Origin of the sequence: Shewanella sp. Sh95 (genome assembly GCF_001308045.1) — a bacterium.
Lineage (GTDB): Bacteria > Pseudomonadota > Gammaproteobacteria > Enterobacterales > Shewanellaceae > Shewanella > Shewanella xiamenensis.
The window spans coordinates 12,102-30,404 of the sequence record NZ_LGYY01000186.1; the positions used below are offsets into that span (position 1 = coordinate 12,102).

Annotated in this window: 12 protein-coding genes and 1 pseudogene; all 13 read right to left on the bottom strand. The window is 50.1% G+C overall.

The window, feature by feature from the left end; genetic code table 11:
• Positions 1 to 36: 36 nt before the first annotated feature.
• The 13 genes and pseudogenes from AEA42_RS13755 to AEA42_RS13815 all read right to left on the bottom strand — a co-directional run bounded on the left by AEA42_RS13755 (position 37) and on the right by AEA42_RS13815 (position 18,150).
• Positions 37 to 1,368: an APC family permease gene (locus AEA42_RS13755; RefSeq protein WP_055648021.1), complete on the bottom strand. Its 1,332-nt coding sequence runs from the start codon at positions 1,366 to 1,368 to the stop codon at positions 37 to 39.
• Positions 1,369 to 1,812: 444 nt separating this feature from the next.
• Positions 1,813 to 2,937, bottom strand: a pseudogene (locus tag AEA42_RS13760) (ABC transporter permease); the annotation flags it as partial.
• A gap of 1 nt (position 2,938) precedes the next feature.
• Entirely contained in the window at positions 2,939 to 4,186 is a 1,248-nt protein-coding gene (locus tag AEA42_RS13765) for an ABC transporter permease (RefSeq protein WP_055648062.1), read from the bottom strand.
• A 53-nt stretch (positions 4,187 to 4,239) separates the two neighbouring features.
• Complete coding sequence (locus AEA42_RS13770; protein WP_055648022.1) at positions 4,240 to 5,214, bottom strand: efflux RND transporter periplasmic adaptor subunit; 975 nt, start codon at positions 5,212 to 5,214, stop codon at positions 4,240 to 4,242.
• Complete coding sequence (locus AEA42_RS13775; protein ID WP_055648023.1) at positions 5,204 to 6,625, bottom strand: TolC family protein; 1,422 nt, start codon at positions 6,623 to 6,625, stop codon at positions 5,204 to 5,206. The genes AEA42_RS13770 and AEA42_RS13775 overlap by 11 nt, the downstream gene beginning before the upstream one ends.
• Positions 6,626 to 6,777: 152 nt before the next feature.
• Entirely contained in the window at positions 6,778 to 8,226 is a 1,449-nt protein-coding gene (gene tldD, locus AEA42_RS13780) for a metalloprotease TldD (protein WP_055648024.1), read from the bottom strand.
• A 125-nt stretch (positions 8,227 to 8,351) separates the two neighbouring features.
• Complete coding sequence (locus tag AEA42_RS13785; RefSeq protein ID WP_055648025.1) at positions 8,352 to 9,200, bottom strand: carbon-nitrogen hydrolase family protein; 849 nt, start codon at positions 9,198 to 9,200, stop codon at positions 8,352 to 8,354.
• A complete protein-coding gene (locus AEA42_RS13790; protein ID WP_055648026.1) occupies positions 9,124 to 13,377 on the bottom strand; it encodes a YhdP family protein in 4,254 nt (1,417 codons plus the stop codon). The genes AEA42_RS13785 and AEA42_RS13790 overlap by 77 nt, the downstream gene beginning before the upstream one ends.
• Positions 13,377 to 14,843: a ribonuclease G gene (gene rng, locus AEA42_RS13795; RefSeq protein WP_051714234.1), complete on the bottom strand. Its 1,467-nt coding sequence runs from the start codon at positions 14,841 to 14,843 to the stop codon at positions 13,377 to 13,379. The genes AEA42_RS13790 and rng overlap by 1 nt, the downstream gene beginning before the upstream one ends.
• A 109-nt stretch (positions 14,844 to 14,952) precedes the next feature.
• Positions 14,953 to 15,537, bottom strand: a complete 585-nt coding sequence (locus AEA42_RS13800) for a nucleoside triphosphate pyrophosphatase (protein WP_037428165.1) — start codon at positions 15,535 to 15,537, stop codon at positions 14,953 to 14,955.
• A 2-nt stretch (positions 15,538 to 15,539) separates the two neighbouring features.
• Entirely contained in the window at positions 15,540 to 16,028 is a 489-nt protein-coding gene (gene mreD / locus AEA42_RS13805) for a rod shape-determining protein MreD (protein ID WP_055648027.1), read from the bottom strand.
• Positions 16,028 to 17,056: a rod shape-determining protein MreC gene (gene mreC, locus AEA42_RS13810; protein WP_037422442.1), complete on the bottom strand. Its 1,029-nt coding sequence runs from the start codon at positions 17,054 to 17,056 to the stop codon at positions 16,028 to 16,030. The genes mreD and mreC overlap by 1 nt, the downstream gene beginning before the upstream one ends.
• 44 nt (positions 17,057 to 17,100) lie before the next feature.
• On the bottom strand, positions 17,101 to 18,150 hold the full coding sequence (locus AEA42_RS13815) for a rod shape-determining protein (RefSeq protein WP_007651015.1): 1,050 nt from the start codon (positions 18,148 to 18,150) through the stop codon (positions 17,101 to 17,103).
• Positions 18,151 to 18,303 lie beyond the last annotated feature (153 nt).

Consider the following 18,303-nt stretch of genomic DNA (forward strand, 5'->3'; position numbering starts at 1 on the left):
GCCTCAGTGCTGTTACTTTATGAGTCAATACCTTAGTTAACTCTGCAACTCTACCGCTTTGCGCAAACGTAGGCTGCGCAGCGCCAAATACAACATCCCTACAGCTCCCCAAATTAAGCCAAGTTCTAAGGACTGAGGCTCGAGGTTTATCCACAGCACGCCAATGGTCGCCGCACCACACAGGGGCAAGATAAAATACTGCAAATGTTCCTTAAGGGATTGATTACGTTTTTCTTTAATATAAAACTGCACTATCACCGACAGGTTAACGAAGGTAAAAGCCACTAAGGCGCCGAAATTGACCAAAGCCAAGGCCATTTCTAAATCAAATGACACCGCCGAAAGCGCCAGTAACCCCACCAGAATCACGTTAAATGCCGGAGTACGCCATTTAGGGTGAACATAACCAAAACCTTTATTGGGCAGCATATTGTCGCGCCCCATCACATAGAGGATGCGCGCCACCCCCGCATGAGCCGCCATGCCCGATGCTAGCACCGCAATCGTTGTCGCCACCAGCACGATAGACTGGAATAAATTACCACCCACATACAGGGCAATCTCAGGCAGCACAGCGTCTAACTGCTGGAAGCGAGAAATATCAGGGAAATAGAGTTGTAAGAAATAGGACACGCTCACAAAAATCACCCCGCCAATCAGCGCTGTCAGTACAATGGCGCGGGGGATCACTCGCTTAGCGTCCTTGGTTTCTTCACTCAATGAACTTAAGCCATCAAAGCCTAAGAAGGAGAAACACAGAATGGTCGCGCCAGTAAAGAGCGGCGCTAAGGTTATCTGCTCCGAATAGAATGGACGCACGCTGGCAATCACCCCTTCACCTTCGCCAAGGAACAAGCTATTGGCCATTAAACCGATGAAGACTAAGATAATGGCTATCTGGGCAAATACGATAACGCCATTAAAATTCGCGACTAAATCAATGCCCCTCAGGTTGAGTACCGTCATGACAGTGACTAAACCAAAGATGAAAATCCAAGGCTCCACGTTGGGGAACATGGCAGTAAGGTAGATTTTGGCCAATAGCATGTTGATCATCGGCATAAACATGTAATCGAGTAGCGATGACCAACCCACCATAAAACCGACATTTGGGCTAAAGGTTTTTTGGGCATAGGTATAAGCCGACCCCGCATAGGGATATTTACGCACTAAATGACCGTAGCTAAAAGCGGTAAACAGGATACCCGCTAATGCGAGCAAGTAAGAGGTGGCCACATGGCCTGAGGTGATCTCTGAGACAATGCCAAAGGTGTCAAACACGGCCATAGGCGTGAGATAGGCTAATCCCATCACCACCACTTGCCACAGACTAAGGCTTTGCTTTAAGCCTGGATTTTGTTGGCTCATATCCAACCTCCCTTTGCAGTAGGTGGAATGGCAAACGCAACAGCTTGATTTACGGCAACTACCGAAAATCCGGTAAACAACAGCCCCATTGAATTGTCCTCAGTAAAGTAGGTTCAAACGAACCTCATATCATTTCCGGATGTTTACCGGCCTCATTTGGTTTAAAACCCATACGCTCAAAAAGAAAATAACCGGGATACTGAATACCCCGGTTATTTTTGCGGCGCGAATTTTCCCCCAAAACAGAGGAGAAGACAACCCAATAAGGACATTAAGTTGCCTATCTGTGTCGTCTGCACGGTAAAACCGCTAAATACAGATAAACAAACCAGACCATTAAGGCTATGTTTAAAGCAAAGGAAAGCTTATTTTAGATGCAGAGACTATGTAGTAGATGCAGAGACTATGCGGCAATAGGAAAGATGAACAGAGCGACTCCCATTCCCGCGCCCGACGTTTAATTCCTAAAATCGCAAGACCAAAAAACAGCACAAATAGGCCCCAAAGCTGTAACCATTTTGGCAGCACATTCGCCCAGCTTGCGCCCATTTGATTCAGCTCCAGCATCCCCATAATGGCGGGCACCGCAGGGATAATCTGCGAGCCCAGCACCAAAGGCTCGGGGATTAAAGCAATCGGCCAGACAAAGCCGGAGACGAACAGAATCGGCATAGAAATCAGCAGCAATACTTGGGTCGGTAAATCGCGGCGGGTAAACAAGGTGCTCATCGCAACTCCAGCCGCCGCCGTCGCCAGTAAAAACGGCAACAACCAGAGCGCCACTAGCCCAAAACTCGCTTGAATACTCACCTTATACCAGTGGTAGCAATACCCCACATAAAAGCCGGTAAACACCATATAAATCAACATAAAGGCAAGAATACGACCACAGACCAATTGCAACGGCGACACCTGTTGCCAATAGCTGCGGCTGCGCCACTGACCCGCGCCTAAGATCCCAGTCCCAATCAATAAAGTTTGATGCAGGATAAGTAAGAAGAGCCCAGGCACCACGTAGGGCGTATAACCCAGACTAGGGTTAAAGGCAGGCACGCTGTTTAAGTGCAGCGAATTCAGGTTTTGCTCAGCTTCTTTCGGATTTTTCCCCTGCGCGAGCATCCCAATCAATTGCACTTGTTTGCCCGCATCCATCCCCGCGCTGACAAGCCCCTCGGCCACCGCCGAATAAATCAAGAAGTAACTGGCATCGCCGCCGTAGCTTAAAGTCACGCCCTTGCCCAGCAGCAAGTCGCGGCGAAATCCTTCGGGGATCACCAATAAACCATGGGCTTTGCCGGTTTCGATAAAACGCTTCGCCTCGGTAATGGAGCCAACTTGACCTATCACCTGAATTTTTGCGCTGGCATCCGCATGGCGAATAAGTTGACGGCTCAGGGAGGAATGATCTAAATCCACCACGATAAGCTGTTGTTCTGTTGGGACTTGGTGCAAGTAAGGCAAGGGATAGAGCACCGAATAAAACAGCACTCCGCCGAATAGGGTCACGGCAATCGCCTTGTCACTCACAATCGCCTTTAATTCTGTCAGCACTAACTGCCATAAATTCATGCTATTGCCCCTTCGCAGGCAGAGGCGCCGCGTCGTATTCCGCCGCTTCCGCCTGAGCTTTTACCGTCATCGGCAAAAGTTTGTTCGCCAAGACATAAATCACGGGAAATAGGCAAATAAATCCCCAATAGCTACTCAATTGCTGTGCCACCGTTGGCCAAGCAGCACCATAGCTGACCACACTCACATGGGACTCAATATAATGGCTAGATGGCATAACAAGTCGCCACCACTGGGCGAGTTGCGGCATATCATGGGTAGGAAAAGTGATCCCCATAAAGGCAAAGGCAGGCGCAAATAACGCCGTGCAAAAGCTGATAACCCGCGCGCTATCGCGCATCAGCACAAAGATAAACAACACTAGGCTCCACACCGCCAGTAGCATAATCAACTGGGCAAACAGCAGCAGCGCTAAACTGCCAGCAAAAGGCAAAGCCAGATACAGATACAACCAAGTGAGGATAAACCCGCCTTGCAGCATCAATATCGGAGTAAACAACAGAATTTTAGCCAACACCTTAGGCCAAAAATGCTCGATCAATCGATTAGAGATCCCATCCTCTGACTGCGCGACATTAAGGTGCAACTCGCGATTTAAGCTGTTGGCCATCACCAACATAGATAATAGCTGCCACAGCGCGACCAATACCGGCGGCACTAAAAAACCTATGTAGTTGTTATTACGGTTAAACAGCGCGGTCGTTTGGCTCTTTACTGGGCTTAAATTCACCGCCACTTGGGATTTTGGCGTGCCCGTCATCAGTTGCTTAAGGCCTGCGACCTGTAACAGCCCATCGCCTAGGCTCAGCTGAATTTGGCTCGATAGCAGTTTTCCCACCAACAAAAACTGGCTGTTGTAACGCACATCGATTGTTGGTTTATGGCCGGTGAGTAAATCCTTTTTCATATCATGGGGAAATACCACCACGGCATAGACCTGCGCCTGCTGCATCGCGGTAATGGCCGAGGAAAGATCGGTAAAACTCTGGGGATCTGTCACAGGGTTGGCTTTGAGTTGACGGGTCAACATTCGGCTCAATTGGCTATGGTCTTGGTCGACAATCGCCACGGGTAATTGCCGTGGTAGCCCAGCACTAAATAGCCACCAGAGACACAAGATGCCCAGCAGCGGGATGTAACTGATAAGGGCCAGTTGCCAAGGATCGCGCCATAGCGCCCTAAGCTCGCGCCGCACTAATGCAATGATGCCTGAAGATGCAGGATGCGCCGCATTCTGAGCCTTATTCAACGGCTTAGGCTCGCTCAAATGCGTTTGCTCGCTCGGTGACTTGGCCACAATGGTTACTCAGCACTGAGCAGCACAGACATACCGACACGCAGATCGGGGATCGGCGCAGTTGGGCGCAGCTCTACCTCGAAGGTGCGCATATCAAAATCGTGGCCACTTTCGGTTGAACGCCAAGTCGCAAAGTCGCCCATCACACTGATATGAGAGACTGTGAACTCCACGGTTTTATCCAGCGCGGGAATGGTTAATGGCAGTTTGTCGCCCTTTTTAAAGCGTTTGAGTTGATCTTCACGCACTTGGAATACTGCCCAAGCGTCCTGCATGTCGATAAGGCTGACCACTGGGAAGCCGCTCGGCGCTAACTCTCCAGCTTGCAACAAGACTTCGCTGATTTCCCCAGACTTAGGTGCGCGCATTTGGCTGTCGGCCATAATGGCACTGACTTCTTTCACCGCCCCTTCGGCCATGCGAGCATTACCCGCCGCCGCGGCTTTGGTTTCGACCCGCGCGCCTTCTTCGGCCATTTGATACATGGCTAACGCCGCTTGTTCTGTGTACTTGGCCGCTTGCCACTGGGTAAAGGCTTCATCACGTTTTTGTCTTGCGGCAACCCCTTCGTTAAAGAGATTTTCCACTCGGGTATAAGTGGTTTTCGCCAGCGTCGCCGCTGCTTGCGCCTTGAGCCATTGTTCCTTAGCCGCCATCACCTCTTGGGTGCGGGCGCCGTTATTCGCTTCCTGTTGCAACGCCTTAGCCGCATCTCGGCCGCCTTCGGCCTGCATCAACTTGGCATCTAACTCTGGGCTATGAATGGCAAACAACAAATCACCTTCGCTGACGCTATCGCCACGGCGCACAAGCACTTGCTCTACCCGCCCAGGTACTTTGGAGGATACGTTATATTCACGGGCTTCAATTTGCCCCTGTAATAGACTCGGCTGCGGGCTGTAAGCCAGTTTGAGCCCATAGGCTAAGATAAGGCCTAATGCGACCAACGCCGTTAGGGCAAGAATTCTGTTAGCGCGCATTGATAGTCTCCTGCGATTGAGCGCCTGTGGCACTGCGACCGATAAATTCATCTAATTGACCACTGATGGCCATTAATCTGGCATAGGCTTGCACATAGCGATAACTGGCACCGAGCTGCTGGGTTTTAACGGCGCTCAGTTTTAATTCGGCATCGACCCTGTCGATAGAAGTGGACAACCCTTGGTTAAAGGCGATTTCCCTTAAGCGCAGGTTTTCACTCGCCAGTTCGAGTGAGGTATTCAGTGCCTTGACCTCTTCCTCAGCCTGCAATAACTGGCGATAACTTTGGTCCAGCAGCAAACTTAAGTCTTGGCGGGTCTGCGCCTTAGTGTAACGGGCTTGCAGCAAGGCACTCTTAGCCGCTTCCACTTTACCGCTGCGACCATCACGACTCAGCAAGGGCACTTTTACGCCGACACCGACCATCCAGTCCGGCTCCACTTTAGAAAACAAGCTGTCATCTTCGTATAAGGTGTAATTACCAAAGAGGAAAACCGTCGGGTGGTATTTGCCTTTCTCTAAGGAAACCAAGCCATTCGCCTGCGCTTCTTTAGCCTCGAGCAGTTTAAGTGCGGGATGTTGGCTCAAGGTCACTTGGGTCAAATCCCCCAATGAAGGCGCCTGTGGCAACACAAATAGGGGTGAGTTAGTGCTGACATCGCTCTGCTGCAACATGCGTGATAGGGCGATTACGGCCATTTCATGTTGACGGCGGGCGCTGCCTAAATTGACCTTAGCGTTGTCTAAGGCAACTTGAGCATTCAGGCGCTCGACCTTAGCGATTTGCCCTTCGCGCTCCAGCGCTAGCGCGTGGTCAACGTGCTTAGTTAAGGAGGCTACCAGCTCGGTTTGGGTGCTGACGAGGGATTGAGTCACATCAACGGCATAGTATCTATCGACTAACTGAGTGAATAAGTCGCGGGTCGCTAACTGTAACTCCTGTTGCTTCTCGGCCACCATGGCGGCATGAATGCCTTGAGCCGCGGTGATCTGGCCGCCAGTATAAATCGGCCACATCGCCTGTAAGCTGGCGCGGAAAATATCTTGCTCGGTAAATGGCGTGACAAATAATGAACCCGGAATACTCGCCAAGGCACCGCCGAGAGCGGGTGGCAAGGTCGAGGGGTCAAGCGAGGCTAAGGGATTAAGATCCCTTAAATCTAATTCGATTGGTTTTTCGAGGTGGGTATAACTGCCATTCAGGCTGAGGGACGGCAGATTTAAACTCTCGCCCGCCTCTTGTTCGCCCTTGGCGCGATTCACCTCTTGGGATTGGGCCTGGAGTTTATCGCTCACCTTAAGCACTTGCTGCCAAGCCTCAGTAAAGCTACTGGGCTGGGCACTAGCCGCTAACGGCAATAGCGAGGGCAAAGGCAATAAACACAGCCATGCCAAACGTGATAGTTTCATTAACACCTCTAGAGTAGTTACTCTAATTTCCTTTGCAAATGATAACATCCATCATGGAAGGCGGCTAGAACCCACCACAGGAAGTGTTGGGTAGGTTCGAGGTTTCTAGATTCTAGATTCTAGATTCTAGATTCTAGGCTCTAGCTCTCGCTTTATGCAGTACCGCCTACAGTCAGCTTGTCGAGCTTAAGGGTCGGTTGACCGACACCCACAGGCACACTTTGACCATCTTTACCACACACACCAACGCCCTTATCTAGGGCCATGTCGTTACCCACCATGGAAATCTGGCTCATGGCTTCTGGGCCATTACCAATCAGGGTAGCGCCCTTAATCGCTTGAGTCACTTCACCATTTTCAATCAGATAGGCCTCAGAAGCGGAGAACACGAACTTGCCCGAGGTAATATCCACCTGACCGCCGCCAAAGTTAGGCGCATAAATGCCCTTCTTCACCGACTTGATGATCTCGCTCGGATCAGACTCGCCCGCCGTCATATAAGTGTTAGTCATACGAGGCATAGGCAGATGCGCATAGGATTCACGGCGACCATTACCCGTCGGCGCCACGCCCATCAGGCGCGCATTTAATTTATCCTGCATATAGCCTTTGAGAATACCGTCTTCGATTAACACGGTTCTCTGGGTTTGTACGCCTTCATCGTCGATGCTCAGTGAGCCACGGCGATTCGCAAGTGTGCCATCGTCCACCACGGTCACGAGTTTCGAAGCCACTTGCTCGCCGACCATGCCACTGAAGGCGCTGCTGCCCTTGCGGTTAAAGTCACCTTCTAGGCCATGACCCACGGCCTCGTGCAATAACACGCCCGGCCAACCATTACCGAGTACCACAGGCATCTCTCCGGCGGGCGCATCAATAGCATTGAGGTTAACTTGCGCCTGACGCACCGCTTCACGGGCGAAGGCAAAGCACATAGGTAAACCGGTTTCATCCGTCACCATAAACACGCTGTAATCGTGACGACCACCGCCACCGGCGCTGCCACGTTCACGCTTACCATTTTCTTCTAAAATGACGCTGCAATTAAAGCGCACTAACGGGCGAATATCGGCGGCCAAAGTACCGTCACTGGCGGCAACCAGAATTTCTTCATGCACGCCCGCGAGGCTAATGACCACTTGGATAATGCGGCTGTCAAGGCTACGAATATAGGCATCGGCCTCTTTCAGCAGGTTGATTTTTTTCACTTCTTCCATGGCAGCGATAGGATCGAGACTATCGTACAGCGCCAAGGCTTGTTGACGTTTGAAAGCCTGAACCTTGGCCTGCTCACCCGCCCCAGCAATACCACGCGCCGCCTCGGCCGCAGCGCTTAATGCCGCTGGCGTAATATCATCGGCATAGGCAAAACCAGTTTTCTCGCCGCTGATGGCACGCACACCTACACCACGCTCGATATGGAAGCTACCATCTTTAATAATGCCATCTTCGAGCACCCAAGATTCATGGCGACTGCCTTGGAAATAGAGATCGGAAAAATCGACTTTATGTTGATGTATGGTGTTTAAATAACTCTGTAACCCATCTAGGGCTAAGCCACCCTTTAATAAACTTTGCTCTACTTGTGCTAAAAAAGGCATCGCGGTTCTCTCTGAAAGCTTGGCTAAAATTGGCAACTCACTCATTTTTAAAATAACTTAAATTCGCTGTGAGTCTATTTCATCTAAATCTGTTGAAGGCTTAATCTGTTCAAGGCTTGATCTGTTCAAGGCTTAAGGTTCGGTGCAGTAAAGCGATTATGTTGCGTCACGGGCATTTTACTGCGGATGCTGTGCACCTCGGCCACATTGATATCAGCATGCACCCAACCTGTACCGGTTTTCTGCTCGGCAATCACCTCGCCCCAAGGGCCTATTACCATGCTCTGCCCCCAGGTCTCGCGACTGCCTTCGTTATGAGCGCCCCATTGGGCGGCGGCCAAAATAAAGCATTGGGTTTCAATGGCTCTGGCCTGTAATAACACCTGCCAATGGGCTTCTCCCGTGACCTTAGTAAAGGCCGAAGGCACGGTAATAATCTCGGCTCCCGCGAGGCGCAACGCCCTGAATAAGTCCGGGAAGCGTAAATCATAACAGATGGTCAAGCCAATTTTGCCAAAAGGGGTGTCGATGACGCTGATATGATTGCCAGGGCAGAAGGTTTCACTCTCGCGGTATTGCTTAGTGCCGTCGGCGACATCCACATCAAACAGATGCAGTTTATCGTATTGCCCTAAGGTATCACCTTTATCATCAAACAGATAACAACGGCTGTAGACGCGTCCATCCTCCGCCAGCGCAGGGATGGTTCCCGCCACCATATACACGCAGTAACGGGCGGCTAAGGCACTTAAGGCGGATTTTAACGGGCTAAGATGACTGTCGCCAGCATAGGCGAGTTGCTGACTCTCATGGCCACCAAACAGCAGGCTGCATTCTGGCAGCACCGCTAAATGAGGAGCATCTTTATCCCATTGCAGGCGCTGACGGGTTAATTCCTCAAGCTGCGATTCGATAAACAACAGATTCGCGCTGACGTCGCGACTGCTCTGACATTGCAACAGGCTGATGCGCATGACTATCTCCTTGAATTGTGTTTATCGACAATACCACCTTGGTGCTCAAAGGCTTAGGCTGTTCTGGTTCGACTTGGGGCGGCTCAGCAGGCTCTACCTTGGGGAGCATTGGCGCTTGCGGCGATGCTTCTTCCTCAATCGCTTTTACTGGTTCCTCTTTAGGTTTATCAGCATCTGGCGCAGGCTGCCCATTGTTTTTTTCAGGCTCGATGGGCGGCGTAGCGTCAGTCTTAGTCGGAGCGCTATTCTTGATGGGCGCCGCATCAGCCTTAGGCTCAGCGCCCTCGGTTGGCGCAGGCAATTCGCCCCCCACCATAGGCAGAATCGACTCGGGGATCTCAATCTCTTTGCTCTTACGTTCGAGCTCTTCCACCACAGGATCGGACATAGTGCCAGTGACTCGGAAGCGGATTTCCGAAATCACCTCAATCACAGGCTCGAGCACTTTGGTGAGTGCAAACGCGCCAAGCCCGAGCGTCCACGCACTGGTACTGAGCAGCACCACAGTTGGCACACTCGACGCCAACTGCGGCACAAAACGGATATCGTAATTTAAGCTTTCGCTGGTGAGGTCCGTATAGCCGCGCACCTTCATATTGCCCGCAATCGCATCCATTTCGGTATCCGTGGTTTTAACCACGCCATTATCGATTTGCAGATTGCCGCTAAAAGAGTTGAAGTACATGCCCTGGCCGAACACGTCACTGAAATCTAAGGATAACTTACGCACTAGGGAGTCGAGGCTGAACAAGGAGAATATCCGCGCGCCCTTATCGCTCACTTGGGATAAATGCCCCTTACCCAGCTCAAACTTCACTTTGCCGTTTAAGGTATTGAGGGAGAAAGCATAGGGCGCACCTTGCCACTTAAGCTCGGCATTCACCTTCAAAGGCGCCTCATTCACACCAGGATCGATGCCCAATTGCTGACTCAAATAATTAAACTGACTGGCGTTTAAGCTCACCGTTAATTCAGTTTGGTTTTGACCATTCTGCTGCTGCCAAATGCCGTTGCCCTGTAAGGACACCTCTGGCGTCGTTAACGATAGGGTCTGAATGCGATAGCCCAAAGGTTGCGGGCTCGCCTGCAATACCAACTTACCGAAGGCTTTGTCGAAAAAGCGAAAATCTTCCACATTCACGGCAACCGGCGGTAAATTAGTGAGCACCTGATCCGCAGCGAAATCCGCTTCCCCTTCGGGTTTCACTTCGGGGGAGAAATAAAACTTGCTGGCGTTAACTTTTAATCCTTGGGTCATCCAGTTGGGATAAAAATCAATAGTTCCTTCAAATTCACTGGCTTTAGCATCAAAACGCCAGCCATTGTCGTTAGGGTTGGCGCTCAGTCTTAAATCTGTCAGTCCCTGTCCCAGTAAATCAAATTTGCCGATATTGGCGTCTATCCCAACAACGGCAGGGAACAGAGCGGAATGATCAGCCTCTTCGACTAAAATACCAGTGCGAGTGGGCTTGTTGTCTGTGCCGACAAAGGCATTAATTACAGGTAACCAATTGGCGAGCTTGCCGCTGGTCACATCAATCTTGATATGCCCCAGCTCGGTATTGGGCACCTCGGCCGCATCGAAGAGTCGGCCCAATAACAAATCAAAATAGCTGAATTGAGTGCCCTTTTCCGCCTCGAAGCCACCGATAAACTCGGCCTGTTTATCCAGTTTTACCCTTAGCGTTGCCGTTTGCTGATCGCCAGAAAACTCCGCCATTAAGGGTCTAGGCTCATCTTCGGGTTTGGCAAAGGCACCTGGTAATTTCAAGGTGGCACCAACCAGATCTGAGCCCAGATTGGCTTGAATTTGATAACCTTGATCGTCGAACACCATATTCAAGTTGCCGCCCCAAGCGACTTTACCTTGGTAAAATTCACTCAAGGGATTTTGCAGCTCTTGTGGTAATCGGCTGAGATCCCAACGGCTCTTCATATCCACATTAAGCGCAAAGTCTTTGCCTTCGGGTTTAGTGGCAAAACTAAATTCGAAGGGCTGCTCAAATAAGCGGGATTTAATGCCTTTGCCTTCAACAATCTCATTTGCAAACTGCACTGTGCCCGTCACGGCCTTGAGCTGTAAGCCAGGTTGGGCAATAAAGACGGGAGTGTTATCAAAGGCTATTTGACCACGGATATCCTCGGCCTCACCCTCGTACAAGGGGATGCTGATATCTAAGTTCCCCGTCACCGCGCCCTGCACTTGCACAACGCTTAAGGTCTTGCCCACAGTATCGGCGAGTGGTGATGCCTGCAGTACTTGAGTGGCGGCGCTACCATTGGTGGCGAGATCGGCCTGAATTTTTAACAGCGAATGCTCGCCTAATTCGGGGATAAACACATGGGCGCCATCGGCCACCACATTCATCAATTTGCCTTGGTTAACCCAGATATCCATGCGGGCATTTTCAAATAAGGCATCGAGGGAAAGCTCAGTGACTGCTGGCCAATCGGGTTGAAATTGGTACTCGGCGTTATCTAAGGTAAAGGCCGCTTGGAATACTCCGCTATTATCCTCAAAGGGAAAATGCGCTAGGGCGCCCTGCCATAACACCTGAGCATTTTGGCTCTGACCCGCCTTGATAGCACCATCAAGATACTCAGCCAGTGATTCCCCCATGGCTTTAACGGGAAAGTATCTATCCGCATTAGCGGCATTTTTAACGGCCACATTGGCGGCGAGTGACATGCTGGCTTCGGCGCTAAAATCCAGTTTTAGGGCGGCAGACACGCCAATATCGTCGTTTTCGAGCAGAACCTCAGGCACAGATAAGGTCGCCCTTTGAGTATCGAAGGCGCCAGTTAACTCAGCGCCATGCAGCACTAGAGGGGCTGAAAATTGATCGCCAAAATCGAGGGTATAGGTCTGCTCTGGCAGCGAAAACACTAAGCTGTCATTCTGCCACTGCAACTTAATGTCTAATGGGTTGGTGTTAGGTATGCCTTCAACTTTCTGCCAATGCAATTGCTGGATATGTGTACTGGCGAGCAAGGGTTGCTTGGCGCTTTGATAGAGGCGAATCGGCCCAACACTGCCTTCGGGCGCGAGATGGAACCATTGCTCAAGTACGGCTAAATCGACACCAGGAAATAATGGTAAGAGTGGAAATAAGGTCGGTAAATCCAAGCGGCTCACATAGGCATAAAAGGCATCATCTTGCTGCTTGGCCGCGAGCTTAAGATCGGGCCAATGCTCGCCGTTAGTGACAAAGTCCAGATCGGTGCTGCTGATTTCCCAGCCTGTGTCCTTGGGTGCCCAGCTAATACTGCCAGACTGGATTTCAAACTTTTGTGGTGCATCTTCCATCGACCACTGCAACCAACTGGGTTCAAACTGCACTAAGCCCGCGCTGATGCTACGATGGGCAAAATCAAACCACGCCTTAAGATTGACCACCCCTTCTAAGGGTAACTTCTTGCTCGGATCATAGGGATTCGGTTGGCGTGATGCCCATTCGCCCAAATCTAAGGACTGGGCCGCAAGATAGATTTGCCCCTTCAACGTATCAGGCGCAGTTGCGTCACCCTGAAGATCGAGTTGCAAACCCAGCGACTCATTTACCATGGCATTATTATCGAGGTAAATTTCCCCCGCGCCGCGGTGGCGCTCACCACTATTACGCCAATTGAGGTGACGAATATGAATGGGTCGATATTCATGTTGCAAGCTAAGCAGTTGCACCGAAGCATCCGTCAGCGAGAAACGCTCGAGCTGCTTTAAGAGCAGCTTATACAACCAATCGGTTTGCGCCGTTTGATTGGGAGACCCCTGCGCCTTATTACCCGATAATTTATCGATATCGAGGGCAATATGAACACCATCGAAATTGACATCTTCAATTCGTGGACTGGTGGTCAGTAGCGATTGCCAAAAATCCAATTTGATTTGGACATGCTTCACCAACACGGTAACAGGGAGCTTGTCCTGCGTAGGGATCACTAGATTATCAACCGTTACCGCTGGGCCAAAGGCCTGCCACTGGGCGGATAACTCGCCAACTTGGATATCAATTTGATATTCACTTTTTACATACTCAACTAACTGCTGGCGTACTTCATCGACCTGAGGCAATAATCCACGGATCAAGCTTACCGTCAAGGCAAACAAGACTAAGATCAGTGCCAGTAATTGCCAGCAAAAACGGCTTAGTTTTTTAGCAGTAAAAAGCGTTGCCACTACATCATCACCACGTCGTATTTATGCTGGGAATACATAGGCTCATTTTGCAGGCGAATACGCTTACCTATATAAACTTCAAGCTCGGCGACCAAATGACTTTCATCTCCACTTAAGCTGTTATAGACAGCGGGCGAGCAGTAAAGCAAAAACTCGTCGGCGTCATAGGCCCGATTCAAGCGAATAATTTCGCGGAAGATTTCATAAGAAACAGTTTCTACCGTCTTCATGCTACCCGTGCCCTGACAGGCTGGACACTCACTGCATAGCACATGCTCTAGGCTCTCGCGGGTGCGCTTACGGGTCATTTCAACTAGACCCAACCCAGAGAAACCACTGACATTAGTCTTAACTCTGTCCTTGGCGAGCGCACTATTTAAGCTATTGAGTACCCGCGTTTTATGCTCGTCGCTCAGCATATCGATAAAGTCGATAATGATGATGCCGCCGAGATTTCGTAGCCGCAGTTGCCGTGCAATCGCTTGGGTGGCTTCAAGGTTAGTGTTAAAGATGGTTTCTTCAAGATTACGGTGGCCCACAAAGGCACCAGTGTTGATATCGACCGTAGTCATAGCTTCAGTCTGATCGATAATCAGATAACCGCCAGATTTAAGCTCCACCTTGCGTCCCAGAGCGCGCTGGATTTCATTTTCGACATCGTACAAATCGAAAATTGGCGCTGGGCCAGAATAGTGCTCAATCTTGTCAGCGATTTCCGGCATAAACTCTTGGGCGAAGGCTTGCAGCTCGGCAAAGGTGCGGCGCGAATCGACTTGAATTCGGTCTAATTCGGTGCCGACAAAGTCGCGCACAATGCGCACCGGCAGGGCCAGATCTTGATAGAGTAATGCTACGCCACGGCGCTGACGCCGCTCGGAGACCTTAGACCATACTCGGCGCAAAAAAGCCGCATCTTGGGCAAGTTCATCCTCACCTACGCCTTCGGCGGCGGTACGGATAATAAAGCCGCCGTCTTCATCGACGAATGGCAGAGTGATTTTTTTAAGACGACTGCGCTCTTCTTCCTGCTCAATCCGCTGGGACACCCCAACATGGCTAGAGCCAGGCATAAACACCAAATAACGGGAAGGCAGTGTGATATCTGTGGTTAGGCGCGCACCTTTAGTGCCCAGAGGGTCTTTCACCACTTGCACCATAATATCTTGCCCTTGGCGAACCAGCTCGGCGATATCACGGACCACAAAATGGCCCTTCTCCACATCGGCGACGCATTCGGTATGCGGCACAATGTCGGAGGCATGTAAAAACGCGGCTTTATCTAAGCCAATATCCACAAAGGCGGCTTGCATGCCGGGCAACACACGGCTGATTTTGCCCTTGTAAATATTGCCCACCAGACCACGCTTCATGCGCCGTTCAATATGGACTTCTTGCAGCACGCCGTGCTCGACCAAGGCAACGCGCGCCTCAGAGGGGGTTACATTAATCAGTAATTCTGAACCCATCTTGCGCTGAATTTTATTCGGATTTAAGCGACTGGTATTCACGACTCACCCCATTAGGGAAATTAAATTAATCTCAGTATGTTCTAAGCCTGAAAACCAATACCGCAGACTAGATAATGCCCGCCTCAGATAAGAGTTGGCGAGTTTCGACTAATGGCAAACCGACAACACAGGAGTAACTACCATCAATTGACTCGACAAAACAGCCACCTAATCCTTGGATCCCATAACTGCCCGCTTTATCCATGGGCTCTTGTGAGGCAACATAGGCATCGATATCTGCATCAGAAAGCACACAAAAACGCACTAAGGTTTCAACTAAACGCACTGCGGTATGATTGACACTTGCTAAGGCGACGGCAGTCATTACTGTGTGCACCTTGCCAGAAAGCGCACGCAGTACCCGCTTGGCATCGGCCTCATCAACTGGCTTACCTAATATTTCATTTTCAAGCACCACGATAGTATCAGAACCTAATACAGCAGGCTGTGACATACCTGAGCATAATGCAAGCCCAGCCTGGGCCTTTTCAGCCGCAAGGCGCTGAACATAATCCCGTGGTAACTCTCCTGTCTTCGGAGTTTCGTCAATATCTGGTGCTACTTGCGCAAACGTAAAATCAGCCCGTCCGAATCCAATATGAGTCAGTAATTCTTTCCGGCGCGGCGATGTCGAGGCTAAAACTAAATTCACAACTAACGAACCTTATAATGACGTCGAATGCGACGTAAAATCCAAAAAATCCAAGGCCAAAAAACGAGGCCCGATAGTGCAGGCAAAAACAGTTCAGAGTGGAATATTGCGCCATCCATCACAAACTCAACCCAATAAACAATGAGGTGATAGATAGCAATTAACAGCATTATGACCAGCGACTGTTGCCATTTCGGGAAGTTACGTAAACGCTGACAATGTAAAATAGCAATATAAATCACCAGCGACATTGCCAAAGAGCGAACACCTAAAGTCGCGCCCAAGAGAATATCGAGGGCTAAGCCCATAACCCAAGCCGTCAGAATGTTATATCTGTGGGGCAATGCAATGGACCAATAGATCAAAATCATCAGTAACCAATCAGGACGCCAGGCCTCAACAATTACTGGCAGTGGCATAATTTGGCTTAAGAGCCCAACAAATAGGGTTAGCCAAACCGCGATGCGTCCATTAGCAGCTTGTAAACTCATTAGTGCACCTCTGCTGGCGGTTGGGTAGTAGCAGCGTTAGATGCCCCATTCGCGTTACTGGATGCTGCATTGGGATTACTGGGTACCACATTGACATTTGTGCCCTGAGTACCGCCTTGAGTCGTTGGCGTTCCATTACTGGTATCAGGCTTAACGTCTTGTGCAGGATGATCTGCGGCTGGTACTGGCACTTGATTAGGCAGTGTCACACCCGAATCTGGCGATGGCCAAATTAACAGGAGATAACGAATACGGTCGAGTGCCGCCAGAGGCTGAGCCGTGACTCGCGCATAACTTTGGCCATCTTCGGTAAAGACTTCCACTACCCGCGCAACCGGATACCCTTCAGGGAAGCGGTTACCTAAGCCAGAAGTGACCAGCAGGTCGCCCACACGAATATCGGTACTCTTGGCAACATGGCGTAACTCAATTTCATCAAGTTCCCCCGTCCCGTTGGCGACAAGGCGCACATCATTACGGGTAATCCGTACGGGTAAACCATGGGACACATCAGACAGTAGTAACACTCGGCTAGTCATCTCACTGACCTGCACAACTTGCCCCACCACACCTTGCGCATCCACAACAGGCTGACCAACAAAGACGCCACTGCGGGAACCTCGGTTTAAAACCACATAATGATGGGAAGGATCGCTGGCAACCTCCATGACCTCTGCAACCATCTTGAGAGAATCCTGATAGGCAGGCGAACCTAGCAAGGCGCGTAAACGTTCGTTTTCCTGACGTAAATGCTCGAAACGCTGTAAGCGTTCACTCATTAATAATTGTTGCCTTAACAGCTCTTTATTTTGCAATGCCAACATATTGCGGGTCGCAAAACTCTCAGAAGACCAATCGAGGATCGCACTGGGGACACTCGCGAGGTATTGAATAGGGCTTAAAGCGGATGAAAGGGATTCACGGGCAGGCTCAAGGCGGTGATTTGCCGCAAGCAAAATCACCGACAGGATAATTGCCAGTGTTAAACGGAACTGGTTCGAAATACCACGAACAAAAATTGGCTTCATAGGAAAGCTAAGGCGGTGATTAGCCGCCCTATACCGAAGTTAGATTAGGTTTCTTCGGAGAACAGATCGCCGCCGTGCATATCAATCATTTCAAGGGCTTTACCACCACCGCGCGCTACGCAGGTCAATGGATCATCTGCCACCATGACTGGAATTCCCGTTTCTTGCATCAATAAACGGTCTAAATCACGCAATAAGGCGCCACCACCGGTTAACACCATGCCGCGCTCAGAGATATCAGAAGCTAATTCTGGTGGTGATTGCTCTAGTGCCACCATAACCGCACTCACAATGCCCGATAATGGTTCTTGCAACGCTTCTAAAATTTCGTTGCTGTTGAGCGTAAAGCTACGAGGTACACCTTCGGCCAAATTACGACCACGGACTTCAATCTCTAATACTTCATCACCTGGATAAGCAGTACCGATAGTGTGTTTGATACGCTCAGCGGTCGCTTCACCAATCAAACTACCGTAATTACGGCGAACATAATTGATGATGGCATCATCAAACTTGTCACCGCCAATACGCACAGAAGAAGAATATACCACACCATTCAAGGAGATAATGGCAACTTCAGTGGTACCACCACCGATATCAACAACCATTGAACCTGTGGCTTCAGACACAGGTAAACCTGCACCGATAGCCGCAGCCATTGGTTCTTCAATCAAATACACTTCACGGGCACCCGCGCCCATGGCTGACTCGCGGATCGCACGGCGTTCAACTTGCGTTGCGCCAACGGGAACACAGACTAAAACACGTGGGCTTGGGCGAAAAAAGCTGTTGTTATGCACTTGCTTAATAAAGTGCTGCAACATTTTCTCTGTCACATAAAAGTCTGCAATCACACCGTCTTTCATTGGACGGATTGCTTGAATATTGCCAGGAGTACGGCCTAACATCTGTTTAGCTTCTGTACCTACAGCCGCTACAGATTTCTGACCAGAGCTGTTACGCTCGCCACGTATAGCAACAACTGAAGGCTCATTGAGGACGATGCCTTCATCACGAACATAAATTAAGGTGTTAGCTGTACCCAAATCGATCGATAGATCATTAGAAAAAATGCCACGCAGCTTCTTGAACATGTAACTAGCCTGTATTCTGTGGAGTCAGAAGAAAAGAAAAATCAGCTAACTTTATCAATGCCACCCTGATTCCACAAGACCGTTGAGGTTAACAATCGCTAATGGAGTGATTTTTTTTCAAATAGACCACTCAAAAACACTATTTAATCGATA

Bases quoted from the DNA above. Each gene is read 5' to 3' on its own strand.
- AEA42_RS13755 (WP_055648021.1), bottom strand. From the start codon at position 1,368: ATGAGCCAACAAAATCCAGGCTTAAAGCAAAGCCTTAGTCTGTGGCAA.
- AEA42_RS13770 (WP_055648022.1), bottom strand. From the start codon at position 5,214: ATGCGCGCTAACAGAATTCTTGCCCTAACGGCGTTGGTCGCATTAGGC.
- AEA42_RS13775 (WP_055648023.1), bottom strand. From the start codon at position 6,625: ATGAAACTATCACGTTTGGCATGGCTGTGTTTATTGCCTTTGCCCTCG.
- tldD (WP_055648024.1), bottom strand. From the start codon at position 8,226: ATGCCTTTTTTAGCACAAGTAGAGCAAAGTTTATTAAAGGGTGGCTTA.
- AEA42_RS13785 (WP_055648025.1), bottom strand. From the start codon at position 9,200: ATGCGCATCAGCCTGTTGCAATGTCAGAGCAGTCGCGACGTCAGCGCG.
- rng (WP_051714234.1), bottom strand. From the start codon at position 14,843: ATGGGTTCAGAATTACTGATTAATGTAACCCCCTCTGAGGCGCGCGTT.
- mreD (WP_055648027.1), bottom strand. From the start codon at position 16,028: ATGAGTTTACAAGCTGCTAATGGACGCATCGCGGTTTGGCTAACCCTA.
- mreC (WP_037422442.1), bottom strand. From the start codon at position 17,056: ATGAAGCCAATTTTTGTTCGTGGTATTTCGAACCAGTTCCGTTTAACA.
- AEA42_RS13815 (WP_007651015.1), bottom strand. From the start codon at position 18,150: ATGTTCAAGAAGCTGCGTGGCATTTTTTCTAATGATCTATCGATCGAT.